This is a genomic window from Salinivibrio sp. PR919, assembly GCF_001995355.1.
Taxonomy (GTDB): Bacteria; Pseudomonadota; Gammaproteobacteria; order Enterobacterales; family Vibrionaceae; genus Salinivibrio; species Salinivibrio proteolyticus.
This window is the reverse complement of the sequence record NZ_MUFL01000019.1, coordinates 20,733-43,868: the sequence shown is the minus strand read 5'-3', so window position 1 is coordinate 43,868 and position 23,136 is coordinate 20,733. Positions and strand designations below refer to the sequence as shown.

Here is a 23,136-nt window from a genome sequence, read left to right as displayed (position 1 = left end):
TTATGACTGCCACGATTAGCGCACTGTTAGCGGATAGCACCCATGAATTGAGCGCTGTCGGGCATGGCTCGGCGGCCATTGATGTGAAAGTGCTGCTTTGTCATGTGCTCGATCAGCCCACCAGTTATTTGTATACCTGGCCTGACCGTAAACTGACCGCCGCTCAGCTTGCCCAGTTTCGTCAGCTGTTTGCGCGTCGTCTGCAAGGCGAACCCGTGGCGTATATTCTTGGCTATCGCGACTTTTGGACGCTGCGCCTGTCGGTGTCGCCCGCGACCTTGATCCCACGCCCAGAAACGGAGCTGTTAGTCGAGCAAGCACTGGCGGTGTTACCGGATAAGCCCTGTCGGGTATTGGATTTAGGCACAGGCACAGGCGCGATTGCGCTGGCGATTGCGTCAGAGCGCGCTGATGCCACCGTGGTGGGCGTCGATCTGATGCCAGAGGCGGTATTATTAGCCAGCCGGAACGCACACGACAATCAAATCACCAATGCGCACTTTATTCAAAGTGATTGGTTTGATGCGCTCAGCGACATGCAGCCTTTTGATCTGATTGTCAGCAACCCGCCCTACATCGACGGTGCCGATCCGCATTTGCAGCAAGGCGACGTACGGTTTGAACCAGCGAGTGCGCTGGTGGCAGACGAGAGTGGGCTGGCAGATATTCGCCACATTGGTGCGACTGCGCGGACATATTTGGCCGCATCTGGTTGGCTAATGGTAGAGCATGGCTATGACCAAGGCGCAGCAGTGCGCGCGCTTTGGCAACGACAAGGATGGGGCAATATTGCAACCCAGCAGGATCTCGCTGGGCTCGATAGAGTCACTGTCGCTCAGAACGTATAATTCTAACTGACTGGAAGCAGGAACTTTTTATGATCTACATGGCACTAAAGCATACCCATTTATTGAGTATTGTCTTGAGCCTTTCGCTATTCGTGATCCGCTTTTTTTGGGTGATGCGTGGCAGTGAGATGCTCAACAAAAAATGGGTCAAAGTGACWCCCCATGTTGTCGATACCGTATTATTGACCACCGGAATTGGCCTGATTTTTGTAACAGGTTTTGTGCCATTTACGCCAAGCGGGGCGTGGATGACCGAAAAGCTGACTTGTGTACTGGCTTACATTGCGCTCGGATTTGTCACCTTGCACTACAGCCGTGGCAAACTCTTTCGCACCTTTGCGTTCTTTGGCGCCTTGGGTTGGGCGTATGCAGCAGCCAATTTAGCGTTAACGAAAGTACCACACCTAATGGGATAACAGGATGCCATTAACCGATCAACAACTGGATCAGCTCACACTGGCAGAGGGCGCCTTAACATTGAACCACGCGCTCGATCCGTCGATCGATGTTAATCACGTTCAGGCCTCACTGGAGCTGTTGGCGGACGAAGCCGAACATCTGCTGGGCAGCGAACCCGATATGGCTTTGCGCCTCGAGGGCTTGCGTCGCCTTTTCTATCATCAATGGCAATTTACGGGCGACTTCGAGCAATACTTTTCCTCGGAGAACGTCTTTATTCACCATGTACTGTCGCGCAAAAAAGGGATCCCAGTCTCGCTCGGTGCGATCTTTTTGTACCTGTGTGAGCGCCTCTCGCTACCCGTCAAACCGGTTGGCTTTCCAACTCAGCTGCTGTTGCGCATTGATGAGTTAGAAGACACCCCCGTATACCTCAATCCATTTGATGGTGAGCGTGTCAGCATGCGAACCCTGCGTGGCTGGCTGATAGGCAGTCAAGGACCGTTTGCTGAGCTAGATCCATCGCACCTTGAAGTGAGTGACCACCCATCGATCATTGGTCGTTGGTTGGCCGTCGCCAAAAGTGCGTTATTGCGCGAAGAAAAGTACGCGATGGCATTACGTTGTAGCGAACTCGCGCTAACCTTTAGCCCTGACGACCCATACGAGATTCGCGATCGCGGCTATATCTTTCAGCAACTCGATTGTGATCGGGTTGCGGCGACCGACTATGAGTACTTTATTGAGCAATGCCCGGATGATCCGGCGGCAGAGCTGTTAAAGATGCAAGTGAAAGTACTCAACGAAGAACAACCGACTTTACATTAGCGCGCTGCTTTCAGTGCGACCAAGGAACTAACCATGACGCAAAAAACCGTTCACATTGGCGATATGCCAGTGGCTAACGACCGTCCTTTTACGCTGTTTGCTGGCATGAATGTGCYGGAGTCTCGCGATTTAGCGATGCAAATCTGTGAGCACTACGTCAAGGTAACGGACAAACTGGGCATCCCTTATGTCTTTAAAGCCTCCTTTGATAAGGCGAACCGTTCATCCGTACATTCATACCGTGGACCGGGAATGGAAGAAGGCCTGAAGATCTTTGAAGAGCTGAAAAGCACCTTTGGCGTCAAAGTGATCACCGACATTCATGAGCAAGAGCAAGCGGCACCGGTAGCGGAAGTGGCGGACGTGATCCAGCTGCCAGCGTTCTTGGCCCGCCAAACCGACTTGGTGGCAGCGATGGCCAAAACCGATGCGGTGATCAACGTGAAAAAACCCCAGTTTATGAGCCCAGGCCAAGTGGGGAATATCGTGGATAAATTCGCGGAGTGCGGCAACGAGAAAGTGATTTTGTGTGAGCGTGGTAGCTGCCACGGTTACGATAACTTGGTCGTGGATATGCTGGGCTTTGATGTGATGAAAAAGGCCTCTAACGGCAGCCCGATCATCTTTGATGTTACTCATGCCCTGCAATGTCGCGATCCGATGGGCGCTGCATCTGGTGGCCGTCGCCAACAAACAGTAGATTTAGCGCGTGCTGGGTTAGGGACCAAAATTGCGGGCTTATTCATTGAGGCGCATCCAGATCCAGACAATGCACGTTGTGATGGCCCTTCAGCACTACCGCTAGATAAACTCGAGCCTTTTCTTGCGCAAATGAAAGCGCTGGATGATGTGATTAAAAACTTTGCAGAGATTGATATTCGCTAATTGGCGAATGATCGAGACCCAGAAAGCTGCCTATTGGCAGCTTTTTTTATCTACGGCTTGCGGTCACGCCTTAACGGTGAGCAGTCGTCTATCAGTCGATATGTGTGGCACTCACACCTTGTTGCATGTCTTCGTTTAGGCGCGTTACTAAATAGTCAATCAGAGTGCGGAGTCGTTTGGGCATCAAGGTACGATTGGCATACACCAAGCTGATGGGTACCGCCGGCATTTGCCAGTCGCTAAGCAGTTGGACCAAACGGCCTGATTCAAAGTGCGGACGACATAAGAACGTCGGTAATACCGCAATGCCGAGGCCATCAAGGCATGCCTGCAACGAGGCCGTAATGGTGTTGACCCGCAGCTGATAGGGGAGGTCGACACTAAAACTCTGCCCCTGCTTGTCATACAACTCCCACGCTAACAGCTTCACCGCTTGGTTATACACTTTGACTTGGCGATGCGGTGAACGAAGATCGGCAGGGCTTTGCACCGTGCCAGTTTCGGCTAAATACGCTGGGCTTGCCGCCACCACACGGGTTGAATTGGTGAGCAGGCGTGAAACGAGGTTTGAGTCTTTGCGTGTCCCCACTTGCGCGTAGAGATCAATGCCTTCACCAATAATGTCGACTTCACGGTTACTCATCTCAAGGTGCACGCGGATATGCGGATGCAGCTTGATGAACTCGTTGATGTAAGGCCCCAATACCTGATGACCGAGCTCAACGGGCATCACCACATTTAAATCCCCTTGGATCAATTCTTGGTGAGCGGYGATTTCAATTTCTGCCTGCTCCATGATGTCTTTCGCCAACAAGCATGATTGGTAAAAGCGCTCGCCCTCCGCGGTCAGCTTTAAACTGCGCGTGGAGCGCGTGATCAAACGCACACCTAGACTGCGCTCAAGGTCAGAGACTTTTCGACTGACCGTCGATTTTGTCATTCCCAGTGCCTCAGCCGCTTGCGTGAAACTGCCTAATTCCACCACTTTCACCAAGATGGCGAGCGCATTGAAGTCCAACATCCTTCCTCTGATTAGATTCATTTTTGCAACAGTGTTTTTGATTATAGCGCGATTATTAATTAATACGATTGGTTTACAATTCGAAACACTTTGCTTGGTATTGATTTAATTAACATTAGTGAGACCTCATGACAGCCTCAACCGCTTCGAAACGCGTTAAAGCGCCACTATTGGCGACCTTGATATTCCTCGTGATTGGTGTGCTTGGCGCAGGGTACTGGTGGATGGAAGGGCAGTATCATGTGTCGACCGATAACGCCTACCTAAAAGGGGACATCGTTACCATCAGTCCCAAAGTCTCTGGCTATATCGTGGCCCGATATGTCGACGATAACCAGTTTGTAAAAGCCGGAACCTTATTGGCCGAAATTGACGATCGCGATTATCGTACCGCGGTCTCCCAAGCTAAAGCAGCACTCGCCTCGGCAAGCGCTAATGTCGAGCACCTGCACGCACAGCAAACCTTACAGCACAGTAAGATCCGCCAAGCCGCGAGTCAGATGGCATCCGCGCAAGCTGAGTACGATCGCGCCAAGCAGCAAGTGGCCCGTACCCAGCGTTTAATCGCGCAGCATTATTCCTCTGAAGATGAATTGGATGCCCAACTTGCGCAGCAAAAAGTGCGACTCGCCCAGTTAGAACAAGCTAAAGCCGCGCATCATGCCGCCAGTGACCAATTGGCCGTGTTAGCCAGTGAGCTGAAACAAGCCCAAGCTGCGATTGATGACGCCACCGCTAAGCTGACTCAAGCGCAGCTTAACTTGGATGATACCCGCCTTTATGCGCCCGTTGATGGGGTGATTGGCAAACGGAGCTTACGTGTTGGCATGTTGGTTCAGCCGGGTATGCCGTTAGTTAGCTTGGTGCCTCAAGGGGAGGTGTGGGTTGAAGCGAATTTTAAAGAAACGCAGCTTGCGCATATCCAGCCGGGGCAATCGGTGGATATTGAAGTGGACGCGTTTCCCGGACAAGCACTGCATGGCGTGGTCGATAGCTTCTCGCCAGCCACGGGCGCACAGTTTGCGCTGCTGCCCCCTGAAAATGCCACCGGGAACTTTACAAAAATTGTTCAGCGGGTGCCGATTAAAGTGCGGATCCCCGATCAGCCACTTAAAGCTAAGTTATTGCCAGGACTATCTGTGATTGCAACGGTAGATACACGAGGCTGAATATGACCGCGACAGCGTTAACCGCCGAAGCCTACAGCGATCGGGTGCCGCTCAAAAACTGGATTGCCCTCTTAGGTGGGTTGATTGGGGCCTTTATGGCCATTCTCGACATTCAAATCACCAATGCCTCGCTAAAAGATATTCAAGGGGCGCTGTCGGCGACCTTGGATGAAAGCTCGTGGATCTCGACCTCCTATCTGGTGGCAGAGATGATTGCGATCCCGCTCAGTGGCTGGTTATCGCGGGCGCTGGGCGTACGGCGCTATCTGACATGGACCACCGCGGTGTTTACGCTGTCATCTTTTTTGTGCTCACTGTCATGGAACATGAGTGCGATGATCGTGTTTCGCGCCATGCAAGGATTTAGTGGCGGTGCGCTGATCCCACTGGCTTTCTCGCTGGTGGTGCAACTGCTACCTGCCAACAAACGGGCGATTGGTATGGCGATGTTCGGTGTCACGGCGACGTTTGCGCCTGCCATCGGGCCTACTTTTGGTGGCTGGCTGACGGAAAATTTGTCGTGGCACTATATTTTCTACATCAATATTCCACCAGCAATGCTGGTGATAGCCATGATCCGCTACGGGCTTGAGGATACGCCGTTATCATTGTCATTGCTGAAAAAGGCCGATTGGGTCGGAATTGCCACTATGGCATTAGGGCTTGGCTGCTTAGAAGTGGTGCTTGAAGAGGGTAATCGTGAAGATTGGTTTGGCTCGTCGTTTATTCTCACGCTCAGTGCGATTTCCGTGGTGAACATCGTCTACTTTGTGATTAACGAACTGCAACACCCCCGTCCACTGGTGAATTTGCGGTTATTGAAAGACAAGCAATTTGCCTTATCCTGCTTTGCCTATTTAATTTTGGGTATGGCCTTACTTGGCTCGATTTACGTGTTGCCGCTGTATCTCACCCAAATCCAGCACTACAACGCGATGCAAATTGGCCAAGTGCTGATGTGGATGGGGCTGCCACAGTTGTTACTCTTTCCGCTCGTGCCTAAGTTAATGCGCGTGTTTCGCCCAACCCACATGGTGACATTTGGTTTTGTAATGTTTGGGCTCAGTTGTTACGTCAACACACACATGACCGTCGACTTTGGTGGTCAGCAGCTGGTTTTATCCATGATCCTGCGTGCCATTGGTAGTCCATTTATTATGGTGCCTTTGTCGATAGTGGCACTGAAGCATATCCAGCGTGATGACACGCCAGATGCCTCCACACTCACCAATGTGATGCGTAATTTGGGCGGTGCGTTTAGCATTGCCATGATAGCGACCTTGCTAGATAACCAAACACGCTTGCACTTAGCGAACATCAAAGCCACCTTGTCCACAGTGAGCGAGCAAGGTTGGCAGCGTTTGCACCAACAAACAGATTGGTTTATCGCCAAAGGCAGTGATGCCACCACCGCGTTGCATCAAGCACAAGCCAGCGTGCTGAGTGTGATGCAACGTGACGCCGCCATTATGGCGTACAACGATGCCTTTATTGTGATGACCGGCTTTTTAGCATTGGCAGCCGTAGTGATCCTCTCGCTCGAAGACTAACCCCCGCTCGATAGTCACCACGTAAAATGGGAGCGGTGCACCGCCGCTTCCTTCGCTATCCTTCCTGATAAGTTCAAGTAGCTTGACCGACAAACGGTGTTGTCCGATGCATTCGGCTATTGTCGCTGTCTTTTCGTCTGCCACCGTGTCACTTGTTCGGGGTCGTCATGCGCTCGAGATAACCTATGTTTGCGAAACACTGTCTAGCAGTGACTACGAGCCGTTAAGGTTTTTAGATGTTTAGACGTCTATTTGTTGACTGGATGGCTAGAGGGCTGTAATCTGGATCACAGTTTTATAAGAGGTATTACAAAAACTGCCATGACAACATCTGCAAACACAACGCCGCAGCCTTCTGCCCTTGCACTGCTGCCCCTATTATTATTCTTAACCCTTTTTATTGGTGCAGGCGTTTACTTTACCTTAGAAGGTGCGGACTACGCCTTCTATCAACTGCCCGCACATGTCGCCATTTTACCAGCGGTGATCTTAGCGCTCGCACTTAGCCGTGAGCGGCTGAATACTGCGATTGAACAGCTTATTCGTGGTATGGGCCATGGTGATATTATCGCCATGTGTATGATTTACCTGCTGGCGGGCGCCTTCTCATCAGTGGCTGACGCCACGGGCGGTGTGCAGGCGACGGTCAATCTGGGGCTGACATTGATCCCAGAAAACCTGATTCTGCCGGGACTGTTTGTGATTGCGGCCTTTATCTCCACGGCAATGGGTACGTCAATGGGCACCATTGCCGCACTGGCGCCTTTTGCATTGAACATGGCGACCGCAACCGGTCAGTCACCAGCAGTGATGGCGGGGGTTCTGCTCAGCGGTGCGATGTTCGGTGACAACCTGTCATTTATTTCGGATACCACGATCGCGGCAACACGCTCACAAGGCTGTAGCATGCGTGATAAGTTTAAAGAGAACGTCGGGATAGCCATTCCTGCCGCCATTGCTGCCATTATCCTGTTTGTGTTCAACAACCAAAGCGCACCGGTGGACGCGCCTGAAAGCATTAATTATCTCGCGGTTGTGCCGTACCTTTCTATCATCGTCTTGGCGCTCGCAGGGCTGAATGTGTTTGTGGTGCTGACTGCGGGTATTTTGCTGGCGATGGGCGTCGGGTTGATGAGCACGCCAGATTTTACCTTGATGAGCTTTAGCCAGCATGTCAAAGACGGCTTTGCCAGTATGCAAGAGATCTTCATCTTGTCTTTGATGATTGGCGGTATTGCAGAGCTTATGCGCTGCCAAGGTGGATTAAGCTTTTTAACCAACACGGTCAATAAAGTGATTGCCCGTTTTCAGAAAAACCAAGGCAACCATCACTCACGGGCCAGTGAGTTTGGAATAGCCTTGTTGGTATCATTCGCCAACGTGTGTACCGCCAACAACACGGTTGCTATCGTAGTGTCAGGGCAAGTGGCGAAGAACATTGCTAGCGAACACGAGGTGCCAGCGAAACGCAGTGCCAGCCTGCTCGATATTTTCTCGTGTGTGGTACAGGGTATGATCCCCTATGGGGCGCAAATCCTGCTGCTGGGTGCTAGCTTTGGCCTCTCGCCACTGGTGATTGTAAGCCACTCGTACTACTGCTTCTTCCTTGCCATTTCTGCACTGGTTGCCATTGCCAGCCGACACTGGTTTCACGCCCGTCAGCAGTAAAGGTCTGAGAACGCGCTATTAAAATGGCTCACCTCATAAAGCCTTTGCCTTATGCAAAGGCTTTTTTGTTGGCCCTAGCGAACTAGTAAGCAAAGGATGCGCCGATTTTGCTATTGATTAGAGTTTAGGCTCTATAACTTATGACTCGATCACCAAAGTGACGGTTTTTGCCCAACTGACGGTGATCATCGCAACAAAATAATGAAATAGACCAGCGGGATAGCATGAATTCTTTTAGACTAGTCGGCGTTTTATAATCGTCGACAGTCGTCGATGGTGGCTTATCCATCGCTAATAAGGTCTTAGATCATGAAGGAACGTCTTTCTTTGAAGGCAGCGGTCAGTGCTGCGTTAATTGCGTCATTGGCAGGGTGCGCCAATACAGGCTCAGAAACACCAGAACACGGTTGGGCGCCAGATACCACTTATAAGTTAACCATTCTTCATACCAACGATCACCACGGTCGTTTCTGGCACAACCGCTACGGCGAATACGGCATGGCTGCGCGCAAAACGCTGATTGATGAATTGCGTGCCGAAGCAAAAGCAGAAGGCAGCGAGGTGCTATTGCTCTCAGGCGGTGATATCAACACCGGTGTGCCTGAGTCTGACTTGCTACAAGCGGAACCTGATTTTAAAGGCATGACGCAAATTGGTTACGATGCGATGGCGATCGGTAACCACGAGTTTGATAACCCACTGAGCGTGCTTGAAAAGCAAATGCAATGGGCCGACTTCCCAATGCTGTCAGCCAACATTTATGATAAAGAAACAGGCGAGCGCAAATTCCAAGCTTATCAAATGTTTGAGCGCAACGGCCTTAAAGTTGCTGTGATTGGCTTAACCACAGAAGATACCGCCAAAATCGGTAACCCAGAGTATATCGGTTCATTGGAATTCCGTGATCCAAAAGCGGAAGCGAAGAAACTGATCGCAGAGCTGAAAGAAACCGAGCACCCAGATATCATCATTGCCGCGACACACATGGGCCACTATGCCGATGGTAAAAGTGGTGTGAACGCACCGGGTGATGTGGCGCTCGCGCGTTATATTGATGAAGGTGATTTGGATCTGATCATCGGTGGACACTCGCAAGAGCCGGTGTGCATGGAAGGTCCAAACATGTACAACAAAAACTTCCAGCCGGGTGATGCATGTACGCCAGACCAGCAAAACGGTGCGTGGATCATGCAAGCGCACGAGTGGGGCAAATATGTCGGTAAGGCGGAGTTTGAATTCCAAAACGGCGATTTGAACCTCGTTAGCTATGATCTGATCCCTGTGAACCTGAAGAAAAAAATCAAGGTGAACGGTGAGAAGAAACGTGTCTTCATCCAAGATGAAATCGCGAAAGATCAAGCGCTGTATGACTTCTTGAAGCCATACCAAGACAAAGGCCAAGAAAAACTCAACGTCAAAATTGCTAAGAGCAATGGCAAGCTTGAAGGTGATCGTGATGTGGTGCGTTTCCAACAAACCAACCTTGGTCGCCTGATCGCCATGTCACACATGGAGCGTGCGAAAGCAGACTTTGCGGTGATGAACTCCGGCGGCGTACGTGATTCGATTCCTGCTGGCGACATCACTTACAAAGACGTATTGAAAGTACAGCCATTTGGCAACATGGTGACCTACACCGATATGAGCGGTAAAGAAGTGCTGGACTACCTGAATGTTGTCGGCACTAAGCCGGTTGATTCTGGTGCGTATGTACAGTTTGCCGGTATCTCGATGGTGGTTGAAAACGGTAAAGTTCACGATGTGAAAATCGGTGGTGAGCCATTAGATATGGACAAAACTTACCGCTTCACTGTGCCAAGCTTTAACGCAGCGGGTGGTGACGGTTATCCAAAACTGACTAACCATCCTGGTAACGTAAACACAGGTTTCGTGGATGCTGAAGTGCTGAAAGACTATCTAGAAGCGCACAGCCCAATTGATGTGAACGACTACGCACCGAAGGGCGAAATTGTTTACAAGTAAATCTGACTAAGATTGCCATGATGACAAAGCGGTACCGATGCGGTGCCGCTTTTTTTATGCAATGATAGTGCGATGTGTTTTAGCTGTAGAGAAGCATGATGACACCAGCGATTAAATTAGCTGAAAAACATGGGATTAAGTTTAACGTTCATCAATATGAACACGACCCTAACAACCAACACTTTGGCGAAGAAGCGGTGCAAGCACTTGGGCAAGATCCTGCGCGGGTATTTAAAACGCTATTGTTTTGCATTAATGGTGACAGTAAACAACTGGCGGTCGCAGTGGTGCCGGTGAAAGGCTCGCTCAACCTGAAAGCGGCAGCCAAAGCTGCAGGCGGTAAAAAGGCGGTGATGGCGGAGCCGGCGAATGCCCAACGGGTGACAGGCTATTTGGTTGGCGGGATCAGCCCTCTGGGACAAAAGAAACGCTTGCCAACGCTACTTGATGCATCTGCACAACAGTTTGAGACGATCTGTGTCAGCGCCGGTCGTCGTGGATTAGAAATAGAACTATCGCCAGCGGATTTGTTGGCGTTGACTGCGGGAAAGTACGCGGCGATCGGCGAATAACCATAAGGATAATCCAGTATGACATTCACCATTTGGGCCTCATTGGCGCTTGTGTGTATGCTCGGTGCGATGTCGCCCGGGCCGAGTTTAGTAGTGATGGCGAAACATAGCCTCGCCAACAGTCGATTACACGGTATTGTTGCGTCTTGGGCGCACGCGCTTGGCGTCGGTTTGTATGCGCTGATCACCATGTTGGGCTTAGCCGTGATCTTCAAACAATCGCCGTTACTCTTTACCGGGATTGCCTATACAGGGGCGGCTTACTTAGCGTGGCTTGGCGTCAAATCTTTGTTGAGCCAAGGTGGCGTGGCGTCCAAACTTGAAGCGGGTAAACCGGCAAGCTTAGGTGAGGCGGCGCGGGATGGTGCGATGATCTCGATGCTTAATCCCAAACTGGCGCTCTTTTTCATTGCCTTATTTAGTCAGTTTGTTGCCATTGGCACCGATTTCTTTAGTCGCAGTGTGATTGTTTTAACACCGCTACTGATTGATGGCTTATGGTATACCCTGATCGCGTTTCTGCTCTCTAGTGCCAGTGTGGTCGATAAGCTACGCCAGCATGCCGTGTGGGTGGATAAGCTCTCAGGCGTGGTGTTAATCGCGCTATCGGTTCGGGTAGTGGTGACGCTTTAAACCGCATAACGGCCGAAACATAAGTACAAAAAAGACTGGTGGCTCACCAGTCTTTTTTCTTTGGCGCAAGACAGCGCCGTGTCGTGTTGGGGTACATTCGCTAGGCGCGGCGGCTCAAATGGCGCTCGCGTGTTTCCAATTTTTTCTCTTGGCTTTTTTTCAGCATCACGTAAAGCGCTCCCGAGCCACCTTGATGGCGCAGCGCCGAGTGATAACAAAGGACATCTGAAATCTGCTGTAACCACTGGCACACATAGCTTTTCATCATAGCCGGTGGGTTACTGCGCTCTCCTTTACCATGCACWATCACCACGGTACGRATATCCATGCGCTGGCATTGTTTTAAAAAGCGTAAAATTTCATCGCGCGCTTTTTCCAAAGACATCTTATGCAGGTCGAGTCTTGCGTGAATGTCATACTTCCCTAAACGCAGTTTACGGAACACGCCCTCTTGCACACCCGCGCGCTTGTAGGCCATGACTTCGTCCGGTTTCACCATGGTGGCGTAATCCAACGACAAATACTCAGGGTCGCTGTCGGCCAGCTTTTGCGCCGCTTGCTGTCGTGCCAGCTGTGCTTCAGTTGGCTGGTGAGATGCCGGTTGGGTCTCTACTTTGTCCTGCTCAATGGGGTCAACGTCAGACATCATCTCGCGGAACAAATCAAACTCATTTTTATCACTCATCGCTCTTATGCCATGTGTGGTTTGATACGATTTGGGGACAGTATAAACGAAATTAAAAAAAGAAACCCAGAGCCACATTCTGTGACCAACCATGTGACCCTGGACTAAGCAAGAATGCTTAAAGTTAGGTAGGCAATAAAAAACAGGTTACTGAGGTTTGGACGTCATCACTTTGTAGATGAAGTAACCACCAAAAAAGCTGATTAAGCCAAATGTACAGATGATGACAATCATGGATGACAAGCCGACTGCATTGCCGAAAAGGAGATCAAGCCAAAAGTCCATAGTCTGTACCCTCGTGTCCGTTAATGTAGGGTCAGAATGCCAATAGGCAGTTAGTTGAATACTGATCAGGATCAAGTCAGGGTGGCGAACAAATAATAAACACATGTTAACGGGAATTGGATCACAGTCTCTGCGTAACTGACGTTTCTTTCACCGCTTAAGCGTGAACAAGAAAAAATTTATCGGACAGGGCTTGAGGTTTCGGTGGGCTTGAGTATTATAGGCGACCTCAGCGCGGGGATGCACTTGGTCGCATAGCCCTTCGCTTGACAAGATAAACGTCAATTCGTAAAACTTGTCATATGTCGGTGAATAGCGCAGTTTGGTAGCGCATCTGGTTTGGGACCAGAGGGTCGGGGGCCGGAAGCCGGTCCAATCGAATCCTTCTTCACCGACCACTATTTTTAAGCTCGGTAATCTAGGGTTGCTTGGCTGATGTAAAGAACATTGTCGGTGAATAGCGCAGTTTGGTAGCGCATCTGGTTTGGGACCAGAGGGTCGGGGGTTCGAATCCCTCTTCACCGACCACTATTTAAAACTGAGTGATCCAAGGTTACTTGGTTGACGTAAAAAGCATTAACGGTGAATAGCGCAGTTTGGTAGCGCATCTGGTTTGGGACCAGAGGGTCGGGGGTTCGAATCCCTCTTCACCGACCAACAAGAAACCCCAGCCTTTTGGCTGGGGTTTTTTCGTTTTATTGCAGGTGAGTGCTTAAGGCTTAGGATAGTGCTGGAAAGCCTTAGTATGACCTGTTTCGTCAAATGCCATCACTGTGTAGGGCTGGTGACGATCGCCATATTCCATACCCGGCGAGCCGATCGGCATGCCGGCAACAGCGAGACCTTCATAGCCTGTATGGGTGGCAAGGAGCTTTTCCACTTCTTGCGCGGGGACATGGCCCTCAATCACGTAGCCGTTGATGCGTGCAGTGTGACATGATTGCATGTCGGCAGGCACACCCATCTCTTGTTTGACGGCCGCCATATTGTTGTGCGGTTTAACCTCCAGCTCAAAGCCGGCTTGCTCCATGTGCTCAACCCAATCGTCGCAACAGCCACAGCTGGGCGATTTATACACCACACCGCTTGCGGCCATCGCTGAGGCACTCATCAGGCCTACGGTTGCTACCAGTAGTTGTAAATGCTTCATTATCACTCCTTGTTACTTCTTGTCTGATTTTATTTTGAAAAAACGTAGTCGATTGGCGTTGGTCACCACAGTGATCGAAGACAATGCCATTGCGCCGCCGGCAATCACGGGGCTGAGTAACATGCCGGTAAAGGGATAAAGAATACCGGCCGCCACCGGGATCCCCAGCGTGTTGTAAACAAAGGCGCCAAATAGGTTTTGCTTCATATTGCGCACGGCGGCTTGAGATAAAGCAATCGCGTTGGCAAGCGCACCCAGGTGTTGATGCATTAACGTAATTTGCGCACTTTCAATCGCAATATCACTGCCGCCGCCCATCGCGACCCCCACATCTGCCTGAGCAAGAGCGGGGGCGTCGTTAATACCATCGCCCACCATTGCCACACGCTTACCTTGCTGTTGCAGCGCTTGAATTTGCTCGGACTTACCATCCGGAAGCACACCAGCAATCACATGATCAATGCCTAATTGGCGACCGATTGCATTGGCAGTATCGGGGTGATCGCCTGATAGCATGATGACTTCGAGCCCTTGTTGTTGCAGTCGCGCGACGGCATCAATCGCATCGTCCCGGATCGGATCGCTGATCCCGATAAGCGCCAGCACTGCCTGTTCATTGGCAAGATAAATGGCGGTCTCACCGCGTTGGGTCATGGCATCAATATCGTGTTGATGGGGGCGGGTATCCATGCCTTGCGCACGCATCCACGCTTGGTTGCCGATGTAGTAACGCTCACCGTCAATTTTGGCTTGGATCCCTTTACCGGWTTCACTGTTAAAGTCGCTTGATTCGGGCAATGAGAGAGCTTGAGCTTTGGCATAGTCCACAATCGCGCGTGCCAAGGGGTGCTCGGAATGTTGTTCCATGGACGCCGCGATAGCCATGAGGCGATCTTGTTCGCCATGAAGGGTATTAATATGCGTTACCTCAGGCTGGCCGCGTGTCAGCGTACCGGTTTTATCAAACACCAGAGTATGCAGCTTGGCGGCCGTTTGTAGTGCGTCCGCATCACGGATTAACACCCCGATTTCAGCCGCGCGTCCCACCGCAGCGGTGACCGATAGCGGTGTCGCCAGCCCAAGCGCACACGGGCAAGCAATAATTAACACCGTGGTCGCTGTCACTAGCATATAACTCACTGAAGGCTCAGGGCCGACAAGATACCAAATAGCAGCGGTAAGTAACGCGATGCACACGACCACAGGCACAAACACAGAGGAGATGCGATCCGCTAACTTGGCTAGTTCAGGCTTGCTGCTTTGGGCTTCACGCACCAAATCGATAATCCGTGCCAGCATGGTGTCGCTGCCCACGCCGGTGGCTTTAAAGGTTAAGCCCCCTTGTTGGTTTACGGTTCCTGCATGCAAGGTATCGCCCGCTTGCTTATGCACCGGCACAGGTTCACCAGTTAGCATGGATTCATCGATATAGCTGCTGCCATCAACCACTTCACCATCCACAGGGACTTTGGCACCCGGCTTCACGCGCAGAGTCATGCCTTTTTCCACATCACTTAATGGGCGCTCGGTTTCTTGGCCATTTTCAATCACTAGGGCAGTGGGCGGTTGCAAATCAAGCAGCTGGTCTAGCGCTTTGGAGGTATTGGCACGTGCGCGCGCTTCAATCGCATGGCCCAAGCTAATCAAACCAATGATCATTGCCGAGGCTTCAAAATACACATGGCGTGCTTGTTCAGGGAATAATGCCGGTGCCACGACGACGGCGGTTGAGTACAGCCATGCCGCCCCCGTGCCGAGCGCAACCAAGGTATCCATGGTGGCGCGTTTGTGCATCAACGCTTGCCACGCATTCGCGAAGAAGTGGCGACCACCGGTTGCAAGTAAGATCAGGGTCAGCACGGCAATCACGCCCCACGCCCACTGATCTTGAGTCGATTGAATGGTCATACTGCCACCCAATACCCCCCAAGCCATCAGCGGTGCGCCAAGCCCTAACCCAGCCAGGGTGCTGCGTTTAAAGCTTTTCAGCTCAGAGGCTTGTTGAGCCTGTTGGCGTTCACGGCGGTCATTATCATCTTCTACCTTCTCGGCGCCATAGCCTGCGTTTTCTACTGCTTGAATAATCGCCGCTGCCGTCGCATTGCCTTYGACAATGGCACTGCGCTCAGCAAGGTTCACGCTAACATTGGCCACACCATCCACACTGCTGATAGCAGTTTCAACACTTTTGACACAGCTTGCGCATGTCATGCCGGATAACACAAATTGCATGCGTGAGTGGCTGGATGAAGGCTCAGTGCGCGTCTTGGTTTCGGCCTGTTGCTCAACCTCGGCGGTTTCGGTTTGCGATTGATGTGGCTCGGTTGATGAGGGCGTTGCTTGGCTGGGATCGATGAGTGTGGCCCCAAAGCCCAACGCTACGATCGTTTCAATCAGCGTCTCGGCGCTGAGTGTGGTGCGTACGGTCGCCGCGTCTTTGCTGACTTGATAGTCAAAAACGGCATCGTTTTCATCGAGCGCACGCTCCACTTTTGCCACGCAGTGACCGCAGCTTAACCCCGACAATGCCAATTCATGCTGATAACCGACTTGATAGCCAAGGTTATCAATGGTTTGGATGATGGAGTCCAAGCTCAAGCTGGTATGAATATCTGCATGAGTTTTAGTTACCGAGTGCGAAAACACGGTGGGTAGGGCATCCAATGCCGCTTCGACTTTGGCGACACAGCGCCCACAGTTTAGCCCACTTAATACCAAAGCATGACGAAAGCCGGCTTGATATCCCAGTGCCTCGATCGCATCGACGATCTGTTTAAGCGTCGCTTCAGGGTTATCTCCGAGCACTTCCAGCGAGATAGCTTGTGTATCCGCCTTTTCTATGCGGACGTTATCGACCGTTGCCACTGCTTGGGTCACTTTTTTCACACACCCGTTGCAGCTCAGCCCGTCGAGAGGCAAGGTGTAATAAGTCATGGTGGTATCTATGGTTGTCATTTCCGCTCCTTAATGATCACAACACAGCGCACGTGTTGGGGAAACGTCGCAACATCGAGTAAACTGAACCATAAACCTTATAGCTACTGGAAGGTCAAGGAGCGAGAATGAAAATTCAGCAAGTCGCCGAAAAAACCGGTTTAACCACCAAAACCATCCGCTTTTACGAGCAGAAAGGGCTGATCACGCCGCCACACCGCGCCGACAATGGGTATCGTGATTATCGCGCGCAGCACGTGAGCGAGTTGCAAATGATCCGTCGGGCGCGATTGGTGGGGTTTACCTTGGAAGAAAGTGCGGATTTGTTAGCGTTATCGCGCGATCCTTCTTTACGCAGTGCCGATGTGAAAGCACGCGCCGAGAGTAAATTGATGGAGATCGATGAAAAAATTGCCGAGCTGGCGGCGATGAAAACCACCCTTCAAGCGCTTACCCAAGCGTGTCCCGGTGATGGTGACGCGCAGTGCCCGATCATCGAAGCCCTGCGCGGAGACAGTGAGCTAGGCAGCATTGATTTTACCGAAAGTCAGTGCTGCAAAGCGTCGGCGAAATAGCTGCCAAGCGTGAGTGACCAATTAGTACAGTAGCGAGTACAGTTGACGGCGATAACGTGAGGCAATTTCGTTGCCTTGACCCAATGCGGCCAGAATATCCATCAAGGTTTTCTTGGCCTCTCCATCGGCGTGATTCATATCGCGACGGAGAATGTTCATCAGTAGCTCAAGTGCGTCTTCGCTACGATTGATTTGGTTAAGTTGCACCGCAAGCTCATAGGCGATATCTGCATTATCTGGGTTCTCGGCCAGTGCATCTTGCAAGTTACGGATCTCTGGCGCGTCAGCCGCTTGATTGTGCAATTCAATTTTCGCGATCAGCCCTTTGTAGGTCGCGTCTTGATCTTGCATCAACACCGTATCGAGCACGGCTTGCGCTGCATCAAACTGCTGGGTCTCGACCAGACATTCGGCCAGCGCCAGTTTAAAGTCTCCCTTCTCACCGTGGCTGCTTTCAAGGGGTTTTAGGATCACCAAGGCATCGGTGTAATTGCCTTCCGCCATCAATTGACGCGCTTGGTCAAACGCTTGATCTTCTGGGCTTGGCAGGTGCTTATTTAGCATTTCGCGCACCGTCTCTTCATTTTGCGGGCCGGCAAGGCCATCCACCGGCTGACCATCTTTAAACAGAGCCAGCGTTGGCAGTGCGCGGACGCCAAACTGGGCGGCAATCAGCTGCTGCGCTTCACAGTCGATCGTGGCGAGCGTAAAGGTGCCGTGGCTATCGTGAGCCACCTGCTCGACAACCGTTTTCAGCTCAACGCTTTCGGGCATCATGTTTGCCCAAAAATACACCAGCACCGGCGTGCGTGAAGAAGACTCAAGAATTTGCTGAAAATTATGTTCGGTTAATTCAACGATATAGTTTGCGTGCATCATGGATCCCGACGAAGTGTGTTTGCAATAAGGGTGGGGGCAAATGCGTCGAAATTCAAGCAGCTGAGATACGAAAAAGCCACCCTAGGGTGGCCTATTTCGTCGGTCTGCAAGCGAGTCCATCAAAGATGACGAGTGCGGGTTACAACACGAGCACCACGCACAAAGCGACGCTCAAGCAGAGCCAGTTCAATTGATGCAAGGTCATCAGCCGGCTCCTGTTGTTTATTATTGTCGGTGTTATTGGCTTGGCAGCTTGGCTGCCAATGAAGGAAAGCGYGTCAGCAAGTGGCCGCTTCCACTCATGCAAGCTAGATTAATCGCGATCTATGACATTGATGTGACAATTGCGACATCAAACACGTTTTTTTGCGATCATCTTCCCATTGCATTAACTGCCTTTGAGCAAGACCCGATCGAGCCAACGGCTGGGAAGGAGCCGTTTGAGTATTGCCATCCACACTGTCGGTTGTGTCACGCGATAACGCACCTTGGGACGCGGCGAGAACAGCGCATGCGTCAGTGGTGCAACGAGCGCGTCGGCGGGCAGGGTATATTTGTTGCCGCCTTCATCTGCAGCAAGACGGTCGATTTGGCTTTGATATGCGTGCTGGTGGCGACTTTTATCGGGGTCGACCCAGTGTTTAAAGGCACTAAGCGCATTGGCACGAAACGCGGTTTCAATTGGACCAGGCTCAATTAAGCTCACCTTAATGGGCGTATCGCTCAGCTCTAAACGCAGGGTATCGGTCCAGCCTTCGAGAGCAAACTTGCTGGCGTTATAGGCGCCGCGATATTTCAATGCCACGATGCCCAGCACCGAGCTATTTTGCACAATGCGTCCTTCGCCGTAATTAAGCAGCATCGGCAACAAGGCTTGGGTTAAATGGTGCCAGCCAAACACATTGGTCTCAAACTGGGCGCGTAAGGCATCGGTGGGCAAATCCTCCAGCGCGCCCGGTTGGCCGTAAGCGCCGTTGTTAAATAGCGCAAAGAGTTTGCCACCTGTCATTTGCGCGATTGTGTCGACCGCTTGGTTGATACTGGCCGTGTCTGACACATCCAACTGAATACAGGTTAAGCCTTCTTGCTGTAAACGGCTGACATCGTCAGGCTTTCGGCAACTGGCGATCACCGTGTGCCCTTGCTCATGCAAAGCTTTGGCGCAGGCATAGCCGATGCCGGTGGAGCAGCCGGTGATGAAAATGGCGTTGTTTAATGGCGAAGCCGTTTCCATGACATCCTCACTCATGATTGTGGCGCGTCGGACAAATAAGGCGCGAGCTTTTCCGCCATAAAATCGGCAATCCAAGGTTGTGCTTCCGGCATCGGGTGAATGCCATCATCACGCATCCATTCAGGCTTTTGGATCACAGTCTCCATAAAAAAGGGCAGCAAGGGGGTTTGTGTTTGCTCTGCCAGTGTAGGATAAATATCAGCAAATCCTTGTGCATAGCGCTGGCCATAATTTGGCGGAATTTGGATTTGTACCAATAAAGGCGTGGCATCGGCCGCACGAGTTTGGGTGATCAATTGTTCAAGGTTGTCTCGTATACGGTTAAACGACCACCCGCGTAGGCCATCGTTGCCGCCGAGCTCAATCAGCACCCATTCGGGCTGGTGGCGTTCTAATAATTGAGGCAGACGCTGCAGGCCATTGGCGGTGGTATCGCCGGAAATGCTGGCGTTGATCACCTCAATCTCGACATCATGGTCGTTGAGTGCGCGCGGCAGCTTAGCAGGCCAGGCTTGTTCAGCCGCCATTTGGTAGCCAGCGCTTAAGCTGTCACCAAGGACAAGGAGCGTTTGTGCACTGGCACTGCTCACCCACAAAAAACACAACAAAGTAAGGATGCGTAACATGGCCTCTCCTGTTATTCGAGCCGAAAAAATTGCAAAACATGTCGTGACACGCGAACAGCCGCTTACCATTCTGCAGGATGTCTCGCTACAAATCGAGGCAGGCGAGTCGATTGCATTAATGGGCGTGTCCGGCGCAGGAAAATCCACCTTAATGACCTTGCTTGCAGGATTAGATACGCCCAGTGAAGGCGAGGTCGATCTGCTCGGCCACAAGCTTTCTACCTTAGATGAAGATGCGCGCGCCGCACTGCGGGCCGAATCGGTGGGGTTTGTGTTCCAAAGTTTTTTACTGGTGCCGTCACTGAACGCGCTTGAGAACGTGATGCTGCCGCTCACCATTCGCGGTGAGGAAGAAGACGAAACCCGCGCCAAGCAACTGCTGGCCTCGGTGGGTTTGCAAGGGCGCGAAAGCCATTTGCCGTCGCAACTCTCTGGCGGGGAGCAACAACGGGTGGCCTTGGCGCGTGCCTTTATTATCCGCCCACAGGTGCTGTTTGCCGATGAGCCGACCGGCAACCTTGACCAAAAAACCGCGGCGACCATCATTGATTTATTGTTTGAACTGAACGAAAAGCATGGCACCACCTTGGTGTTGGTTACCCACGATCCGGCGCTGGCAAAGCGTTGTCAGCGTACCTTGATGATGGACAGCGGCAAGCTACAGGAGCGAGTGAATGGCGAGTAACAACGGACTACTCAATCGCTGGGCATGGCGCGAACTGTTACACGGGCAAATTTGGCCCGTGGCGGTGGCGTTGGCACTGATTATCACCTGTGTGTTTGCGCTATCAGCATTGGCCGATCGCATTGAAAACGTGCTCACCCAGCAAGGGCGTAATCTGATTGCCGCCGATACCGTGCTGCGCACCCGTCAGCCGCTTAACACCGAGCAAATTGAGGCGTTTAAACAAGCTGGCGCCACAGTGTCTGCCCAAACCCGCTTTGGTACCATGGCATTCAGCGAGCAAAAGATGCAGCTTGTGAGCGTGAAAGCGGTGGATAGCCTTTACCCGCTGCGCGGTGATTTGGTGCTGGAGCAAAACGGCCAARCCATTGGTGGTGACCGACGCATTCAACCCGGTGAGCTATGGCTGTCTGAGCGGGTGTTTAGCTTGCTGGATGTGAAAGCGGGCGACACCGTATCGATTGGTAACCTCGATTTAACGGTGAGCGGTACCTTGGCCGCGGAGCCGGAACTCTCGTTTAACCCCTTTAGCCAAATGCCTGCGGTGATGATGCATCGAGCCGATGTGCCTGCCGCTGGCGTGGTACGCGAAGGCAGTCGGGTGCGTTATCGCTACTTTTTAACCGGTGACGAGCCCAGCCTAAGCGCGGCTAAAGCCAGCTACACGCTGCAAGATGGTGAGCGCTGGGTGGATGAAAACACCTCTGATCGCACCGGCGATATGCTGGATCGCAGCCGTCAGTACTTGTCGTTAACCGTGGTACTGGTGATTGTGATGGCCGCGGCGACGTTAACCTTAACTTGTCAGCACTACGCCAAAAGCCGCGCGGATTTGGTGGCGATGCTAAAAAGCCTCGGCGCCAGCCAACAATGGGTGCGACGCTGGTTGGCTCGGCAGTTAACCTTATTGTTTGTCCTTGCCACCGCCGTGGGCTTGGCTGCGGGGTACACGCTTGAAGTGTTATTGCGCTTGCCGCTGACCGATGTGCTGCCTTCACCGCTGCCAAGCTATGGCTGGGTGCCTTGGGTGCTTGCGCCCGGTGTCGCGCTTTTGGTGGCGCTGCCTGCCTTGGGCGTGCCGCTGCTTAAATTGCTGGATGCGCCTGCGTTGGCCGCGGTGCAATCGCAGGCTGCCCGTGGGCGTCAACGTCGCGGCACTGCGGCGATCTTAATCGCGATACCAGTGGGAGCGCTTGCACTGTGGGCGTTTGATAACACCTTGCTATGGACGGTGCTGGGGGCGATGGCAGTGATGATCGTCTTGCTGGCGCTGGCAGGGTTAGGCTTGCTCCGGTTGGTGAAATCACGGGTGCGCGCCCCCTCGGTGAAATTGGCCCTTAGCCGAATTACCCGCAATAAACTGGCTAGCAGCGTGCAATTAGGGGCGCTGGCGATCTCCTTTATGCTCTTGGCGATCATCTGGCTGCTGCGTACCGATTTGCTCGCTGATTGGGGACGGATGCTGCCGCCCGATGCGCCCAATGTGTTTGCGCTGAATATTGCTCCGAGCGAGCAGCAAAACTATGTGGGTGAACTCGATGACGCCAGCTTGATGCGCTCTGATGCCTATCCCATAGTGCGTGGCCGGCTGGTGGGCAAAAACGGTGAGCGTTACCAGATCCCAACCGATGAAGTTGAGCGCGATGAAGTGGATGAAGCACTACGTCGCGAGCTTAATTTTACTTGGCGAGACAGTTTGCCGTCGCACAATGAGGTGATTGCCGGAGACTGGCCAACCGAGAATGGCGTGTCGGTGGAGGCAGACATTGCCGAGCGCTTGGGGATTGAGATTGGTGACAGTCTGACCTTTAGCGTGACCGGCCAAGACTTTACTGCCACGGTGAACTCGATTCGTGAAGTCGAGTGGCGCAATATGCGGCCTAACTTCTACTTTATTTTCGACCGCGAGACGCTTGCCAATAAACCGGCTAACTGGCTAGTGAGCTTCAGGCTCGATGAATCGCAAACGCCTTTGCTCAATCGCTTGGCGCGGGAGTACCCGACCGTTACGCTGCTTGATTTGCGCACCATGAGCAGTCGCATTCAATCGATTTTGCGTCAAATTGGCTTGTCGCTCTCGGTGTTGGCTGGGCTGGCGGTGATCAGCGGCTTATTATTGCTGCTCACCTTGCTGCGTATCAGCCTGAGCGAGCGTCAGCAGGAGATAAACCTCTATCGCACCTTGGGCGCGAGCCGTACCCGTATTCAGCGCACCTTATGGAGCGAGTACGGCGTGATGGCCTTTGTATCGGGCCTGATGGCGGTGCTGGGCGCAGAAGCGGCGATGGTCGGCCTGCTGAAATGGGGCTTTGAAATGGAGGTACGCTTGCACCCTGAGCTTTGGGCGGTGTTGCCTGTTGTGGCCGTCGCGCTGGTGTTTGTCACGGTCGCCTCGATGCTGCGCAAACTGATTGATCCGCAGCGGCGTTAATACGGGGCGGCGGATAAGCGTTCGCCTTTCATATGCAAAAAGCGGGTATCAATTTTTTTGATACCCGCTTTGTTGTGGAGAACGCCCGAAAAATCT

Annotated in this window: 21 protein-coding genes and 3 tRNA genes; 16 read left to right on the top strand and 8 right to left on the bottom strand. The window is 52.2% G+C overall.

Features of this window, described 5'->3' with window-relative positions; translation table 11 throughout:
* Nucleotides 1-2 precede the first annotated feature (2 nt).
* Genes prmC through kdsA form a run of 4 tightly spaced genes read left to right on the top strand, consistent with a single transcriptional unit; the run spans nt 3 to nt 2,960 of the window.
* The gene (gene prmC, locus BZG83_RS05605) at nt 3-848 is read left to right on the top strand and encodes a peptide chain release factor N(5)-glutamine methyltransferase (RefSeq protein WP_077479698.1); all 846 of its coding nucleotides are present in this window, start codon (nt 3-5) and stop codon (nt 846-848) included.
* Between the two features lie 32 nt (nt 849-880).
* Complete coding sequence (locus BZG83_RS05600) at nt 881-1,264, top strand: SirB2 family protein (RefSeq protein WP_069587478.1); 384 nt, start codon at nt 881-883, stop codon at nt 1,262-1,264.
* Nucleotides 1,265-1,268: 4 nt separating this feature from the next.
* Complete coding sequence (locus BZG83_RS05595) at nt 1,269-2,075, top strand: SirB1 family protein (protein ID WP_077479697.1); 807 nt, start codon at nt 1,269-1,271, stop codon at nt 2,073-2,075.
* Nucleotides 2,076-2,108: 33 nt separating this feature from the next.
* On the top strand, nt 2,109-2,960 hold the full coding sequence (kdsA, locus tag BZG83_RS05590) for a 3-deoxy-8-phosphooctulonate synthase (RefSeq protein ID WP_077479696.1): 852 nt from the start codon (nt 2,109-2,111) through the stop codon (nt 2,958-2,960).
* Nucleotides 2,961-3,051: 91 nt separating this feature from the next.
* Here kdsA and BZG83_RS05585 read toward each other — a convergent pair whose 3' ends face one another.
* A complete protein-coding gene (locus BZG83_RS05585) occupies nt 3,052-3,978 on the bottom strand; it encodes a LysR family transcriptional regulator (protein WP_077479705.1) in 927 nt (308 codons plus the stop codon).
* 131 nt (nt 3,979-4,109) lie between these two features.
* Between BZG83_RS05585 and BZG83_RS05580 the strand changes: the two genes are divergently transcribed.
* The 6 genes from BZG83_RS05580 (at nt 4,110) to BZG83_RS05555 (ending at nt 11,556) form a co-directional block, all read left to right on the top strand.
* Nucleotides 4,110-5,150, top strand: a complete 1,041-nt coding sequence (locus BZG83_RS05580; RefSeq protein WP_077479695.1) for an HlyD family secretion protein — start codon at nt 4,110-4,112, stop codon at nt 5,148-5,150.
* A gap of 2 nt (nt 5,151-5,152) precedes the next feature.
* Entirely contained in the window at nt 5,153-6,700 is a 1,548-nt protein-coding gene (locus BZG83_RS05575) for a DHA2 family efflux MFS transporter permease subunit (protein ID WP_077479694.1), read from the top strand.
* A gap of 321 nt (nt 6,701-7,021) precedes the next feature.
* Nucleotides 7,022-8,368, top strand: coding sequence for a Na+/H+ antiporter NhaC family protein (locus tag BZG83_RS05570; protein WP_077479693.1), 1,347 nt, complete (start codon nt 7,022-7,024; stop codon nt 8,366-8,368).
* Between the two features lie 309 nt (nt 8,369-8,677).
* Nucleotides 8,678-10,351 carry a bifunctional UDP-sugar hydrolase/5'-nucleotidase UshA gene (gene ushA / locus BZG83_RS05565; RefSeq protein ID WP_077457318.1) on the top strand — a complete coding sequence of 558 codons (1,674 nt, stop codon included), beginning with the start codon at nt 8,678-8,680 and terminating at the stop codon, nt 10,349-10,351.
* A gap of 98 nt (nt 10,352-10,449) precedes the next feature.
* On the top strand, nt 10,450-10,923 hold the full coding sequence (ybaK, locus tag BZG83_RS05560) for a Cys-tRNA(Pro) deacylase (RefSeq protein WP_069587476.1): 474 nt from the start codon (nt 10,450-10,452) through the stop codon (nt 10,921-10,923).
* Between the two features lie 18 nt (nt 10,924-10,941).
* On the top strand, nt 10,942-11,556 hold the full coding sequence (locus tag BZG83_RS05555; protein WP_069587367.1) for a LysE family translocator: 615 nt from the start codon (nt 10,942-10,944) through the stop codon (nt 11,554-11,556).
* A 100-nt stretch (nt 11,557-11,656) separates the two neighbouring features.
* Here the strand turns inward: BZG83_RS05555 and smrA are convergent, their stop codons facing one another.
* A complete protein-coding gene (smrA, locus tag BZG83_RS05550) occupies nt 11,657-12,241 on the bottom strand; it encodes a DNA endonuclease SmrA (RefSeq protein WP_077457314.1) in 585 nt (194 codons plus the stop codon).
* Between the two features lie 147 nt (nt 12,242-12,388).
* Entirely contained in the window at nt 12,389-12,526 is a 138-nt protein-coding gene (locus tag BZG83_RS05545) for a DUF3149 domain-containing protein (protein WP_069587366.1), read from the bottom strand.
* A 306-nt stretch (nt 12,527-12,832) separates the two neighbouring features.
* On the opposite strand from BZG83_RS05545, the gene BZG83_RS05540 reads away from it, so the two are divergent.
* The 3 genes from BZG83_RS05540 to BZG83_RS05530 all read left to right on the top strand — a co-directional run bounded on the left by BZG83_RS05540 (nt 12,833) and on the right by BZG83_RS05530 (nt 13,183).
* A tRNA-Pro gene (locus BZG83_RS05540) sits at nt 12,833-12,924 on the top strand.
* Between the two features lie 53 nt (nt 12,925-12,977).
* Nucleotides 12,978-13,054 (top strand) — tRNA-Pro (locus BZG83_RS05535).
* Between the two features lie 52 nt (nt 13,055-13,106).
* A tRNA-Pro gene (locus BZG83_RS05530) sits at nt 13,107-13,183 on the top strand.
* 55 nt (nt 13,184-13,238) lie between these two features.
* Here the strand turns inward: BZG83_RS05530 and BZG83_RS05525 are convergent.
* Together BZG83_RS05525 and BZG83_RS05520 are read right to left on the bottom strand one after the other, a co-directional pair.
* On the bottom strand, nt 13,239-13,676 hold the full coding sequence (locus tag BZG83_RS05525; protein ID WP_077479692.1) for a DUF411 domain-containing protein: 438 nt from the start codon (nt 13,674-13,676) through the stop codon (nt 13,239-13,241).
* A 12-nt stretch (nt 13,677-13,688) separates the two neighbouring features.
* Nucleotides 13,689-16,631, bottom strand: a complete 2,943-nt coding sequence (locus BZG83_RS05520) for a cation transporter (protein ID WP_241828273.1) — start codon at nt 16,629-16,631, stop codon at nt 13,689-13,691.
* A 107-nt stretch (nt 16,632-16,738) separates the two neighbouring features.
* On the opposite strand from BZG83_RS05520, the gene cueR reads away from it, so the two are divergent.
* A complete protein-coding gene (gene cueR / locus BZG83_RS05515; RefSeq protein ID WP_077479691.1) occupies nt 16,739-17,185 on the top strand; it encodes a Cu(I)-responsive transcriptional regulator in 447 nt (148 codons plus the stop codon).
* Between the two features lie 21 nt (nt 17,186-17,206).
* Here cueR and BZG83_RS05510 read toward each other — a convergent pair whose 3' ends face one another.
* The 3 genes from BZG83_RS05510 to tesA form a co-directional block, all read right to left on the bottom strand.
* Entirely contained in the window at nt 17,207-18,061 is an 855-nt protein-coding gene (locus tag BZG83_RS05510; protein WP_077479690.1) for a co-chaperone YbbN, read from the bottom strand.
* A gap of 391 nt (nt 18,062-18,452) precedes the next feature.
* Nucleotides 18,453-19,298 carry an SDR family oxidoreductase gene (locus BZG83_RS05505; RefSeq protein WP_077479689.1) on the bottom strand — a complete coding sequence of 282 codons (846 nt, stop codon included), beginning with the start codon at nt 19,296-19,298 and terminating at the stop codon, nt 18,453-18,455.
* Nucleotides 19,299-19,309: 11 nt separating this feature from the next.
* Nucleotides 19,310-19,924, bottom strand: coding sequence for a multifunctional acyl-CoA thioesterase I/protease I/lysophospholipase L1 (gene tesA, locus BZG83_RS05500; RefSeq protein ID WP_077479688.1), 615 nt, complete (start codon nt 19,922-19,924; stop codon nt 19,310-19,312).
* Between tesA and BZG83_RS05495 the strand changes: the two genes are divergently transcribed.
* Entirely contained in the window at nt 19,923-20,609 is a 687-nt protein-coding gene (locus tag BZG83_RS05495) for an ABC transporter ATP-binding protein (RefSeq protein WP_077479687.1), read from the top strand. The two genes, tesA and BZG83_RS05495, sit on opposite strands and share 2 nt — an antisense overlap.
* Nucleotides 20,599-23,040 carry an ABC transporter permease gene (locus tag BZG83_RS05490; RefSeq protein WP_077479686.1) on the top strand — a complete coding sequence of 814 codons (2,442 nt, stop codon included), beginning with the start codon at nt 20,599-20,601 and terminating at the stop codon, nt 23,038-23,040. Before BZG83_RS05495 ends, BZG83_RS05490 begins: the two co-directional genes overlap by 11 nt.
* Nucleotides 23,041-23,136 lie beyond the last annotated feature (96 nt).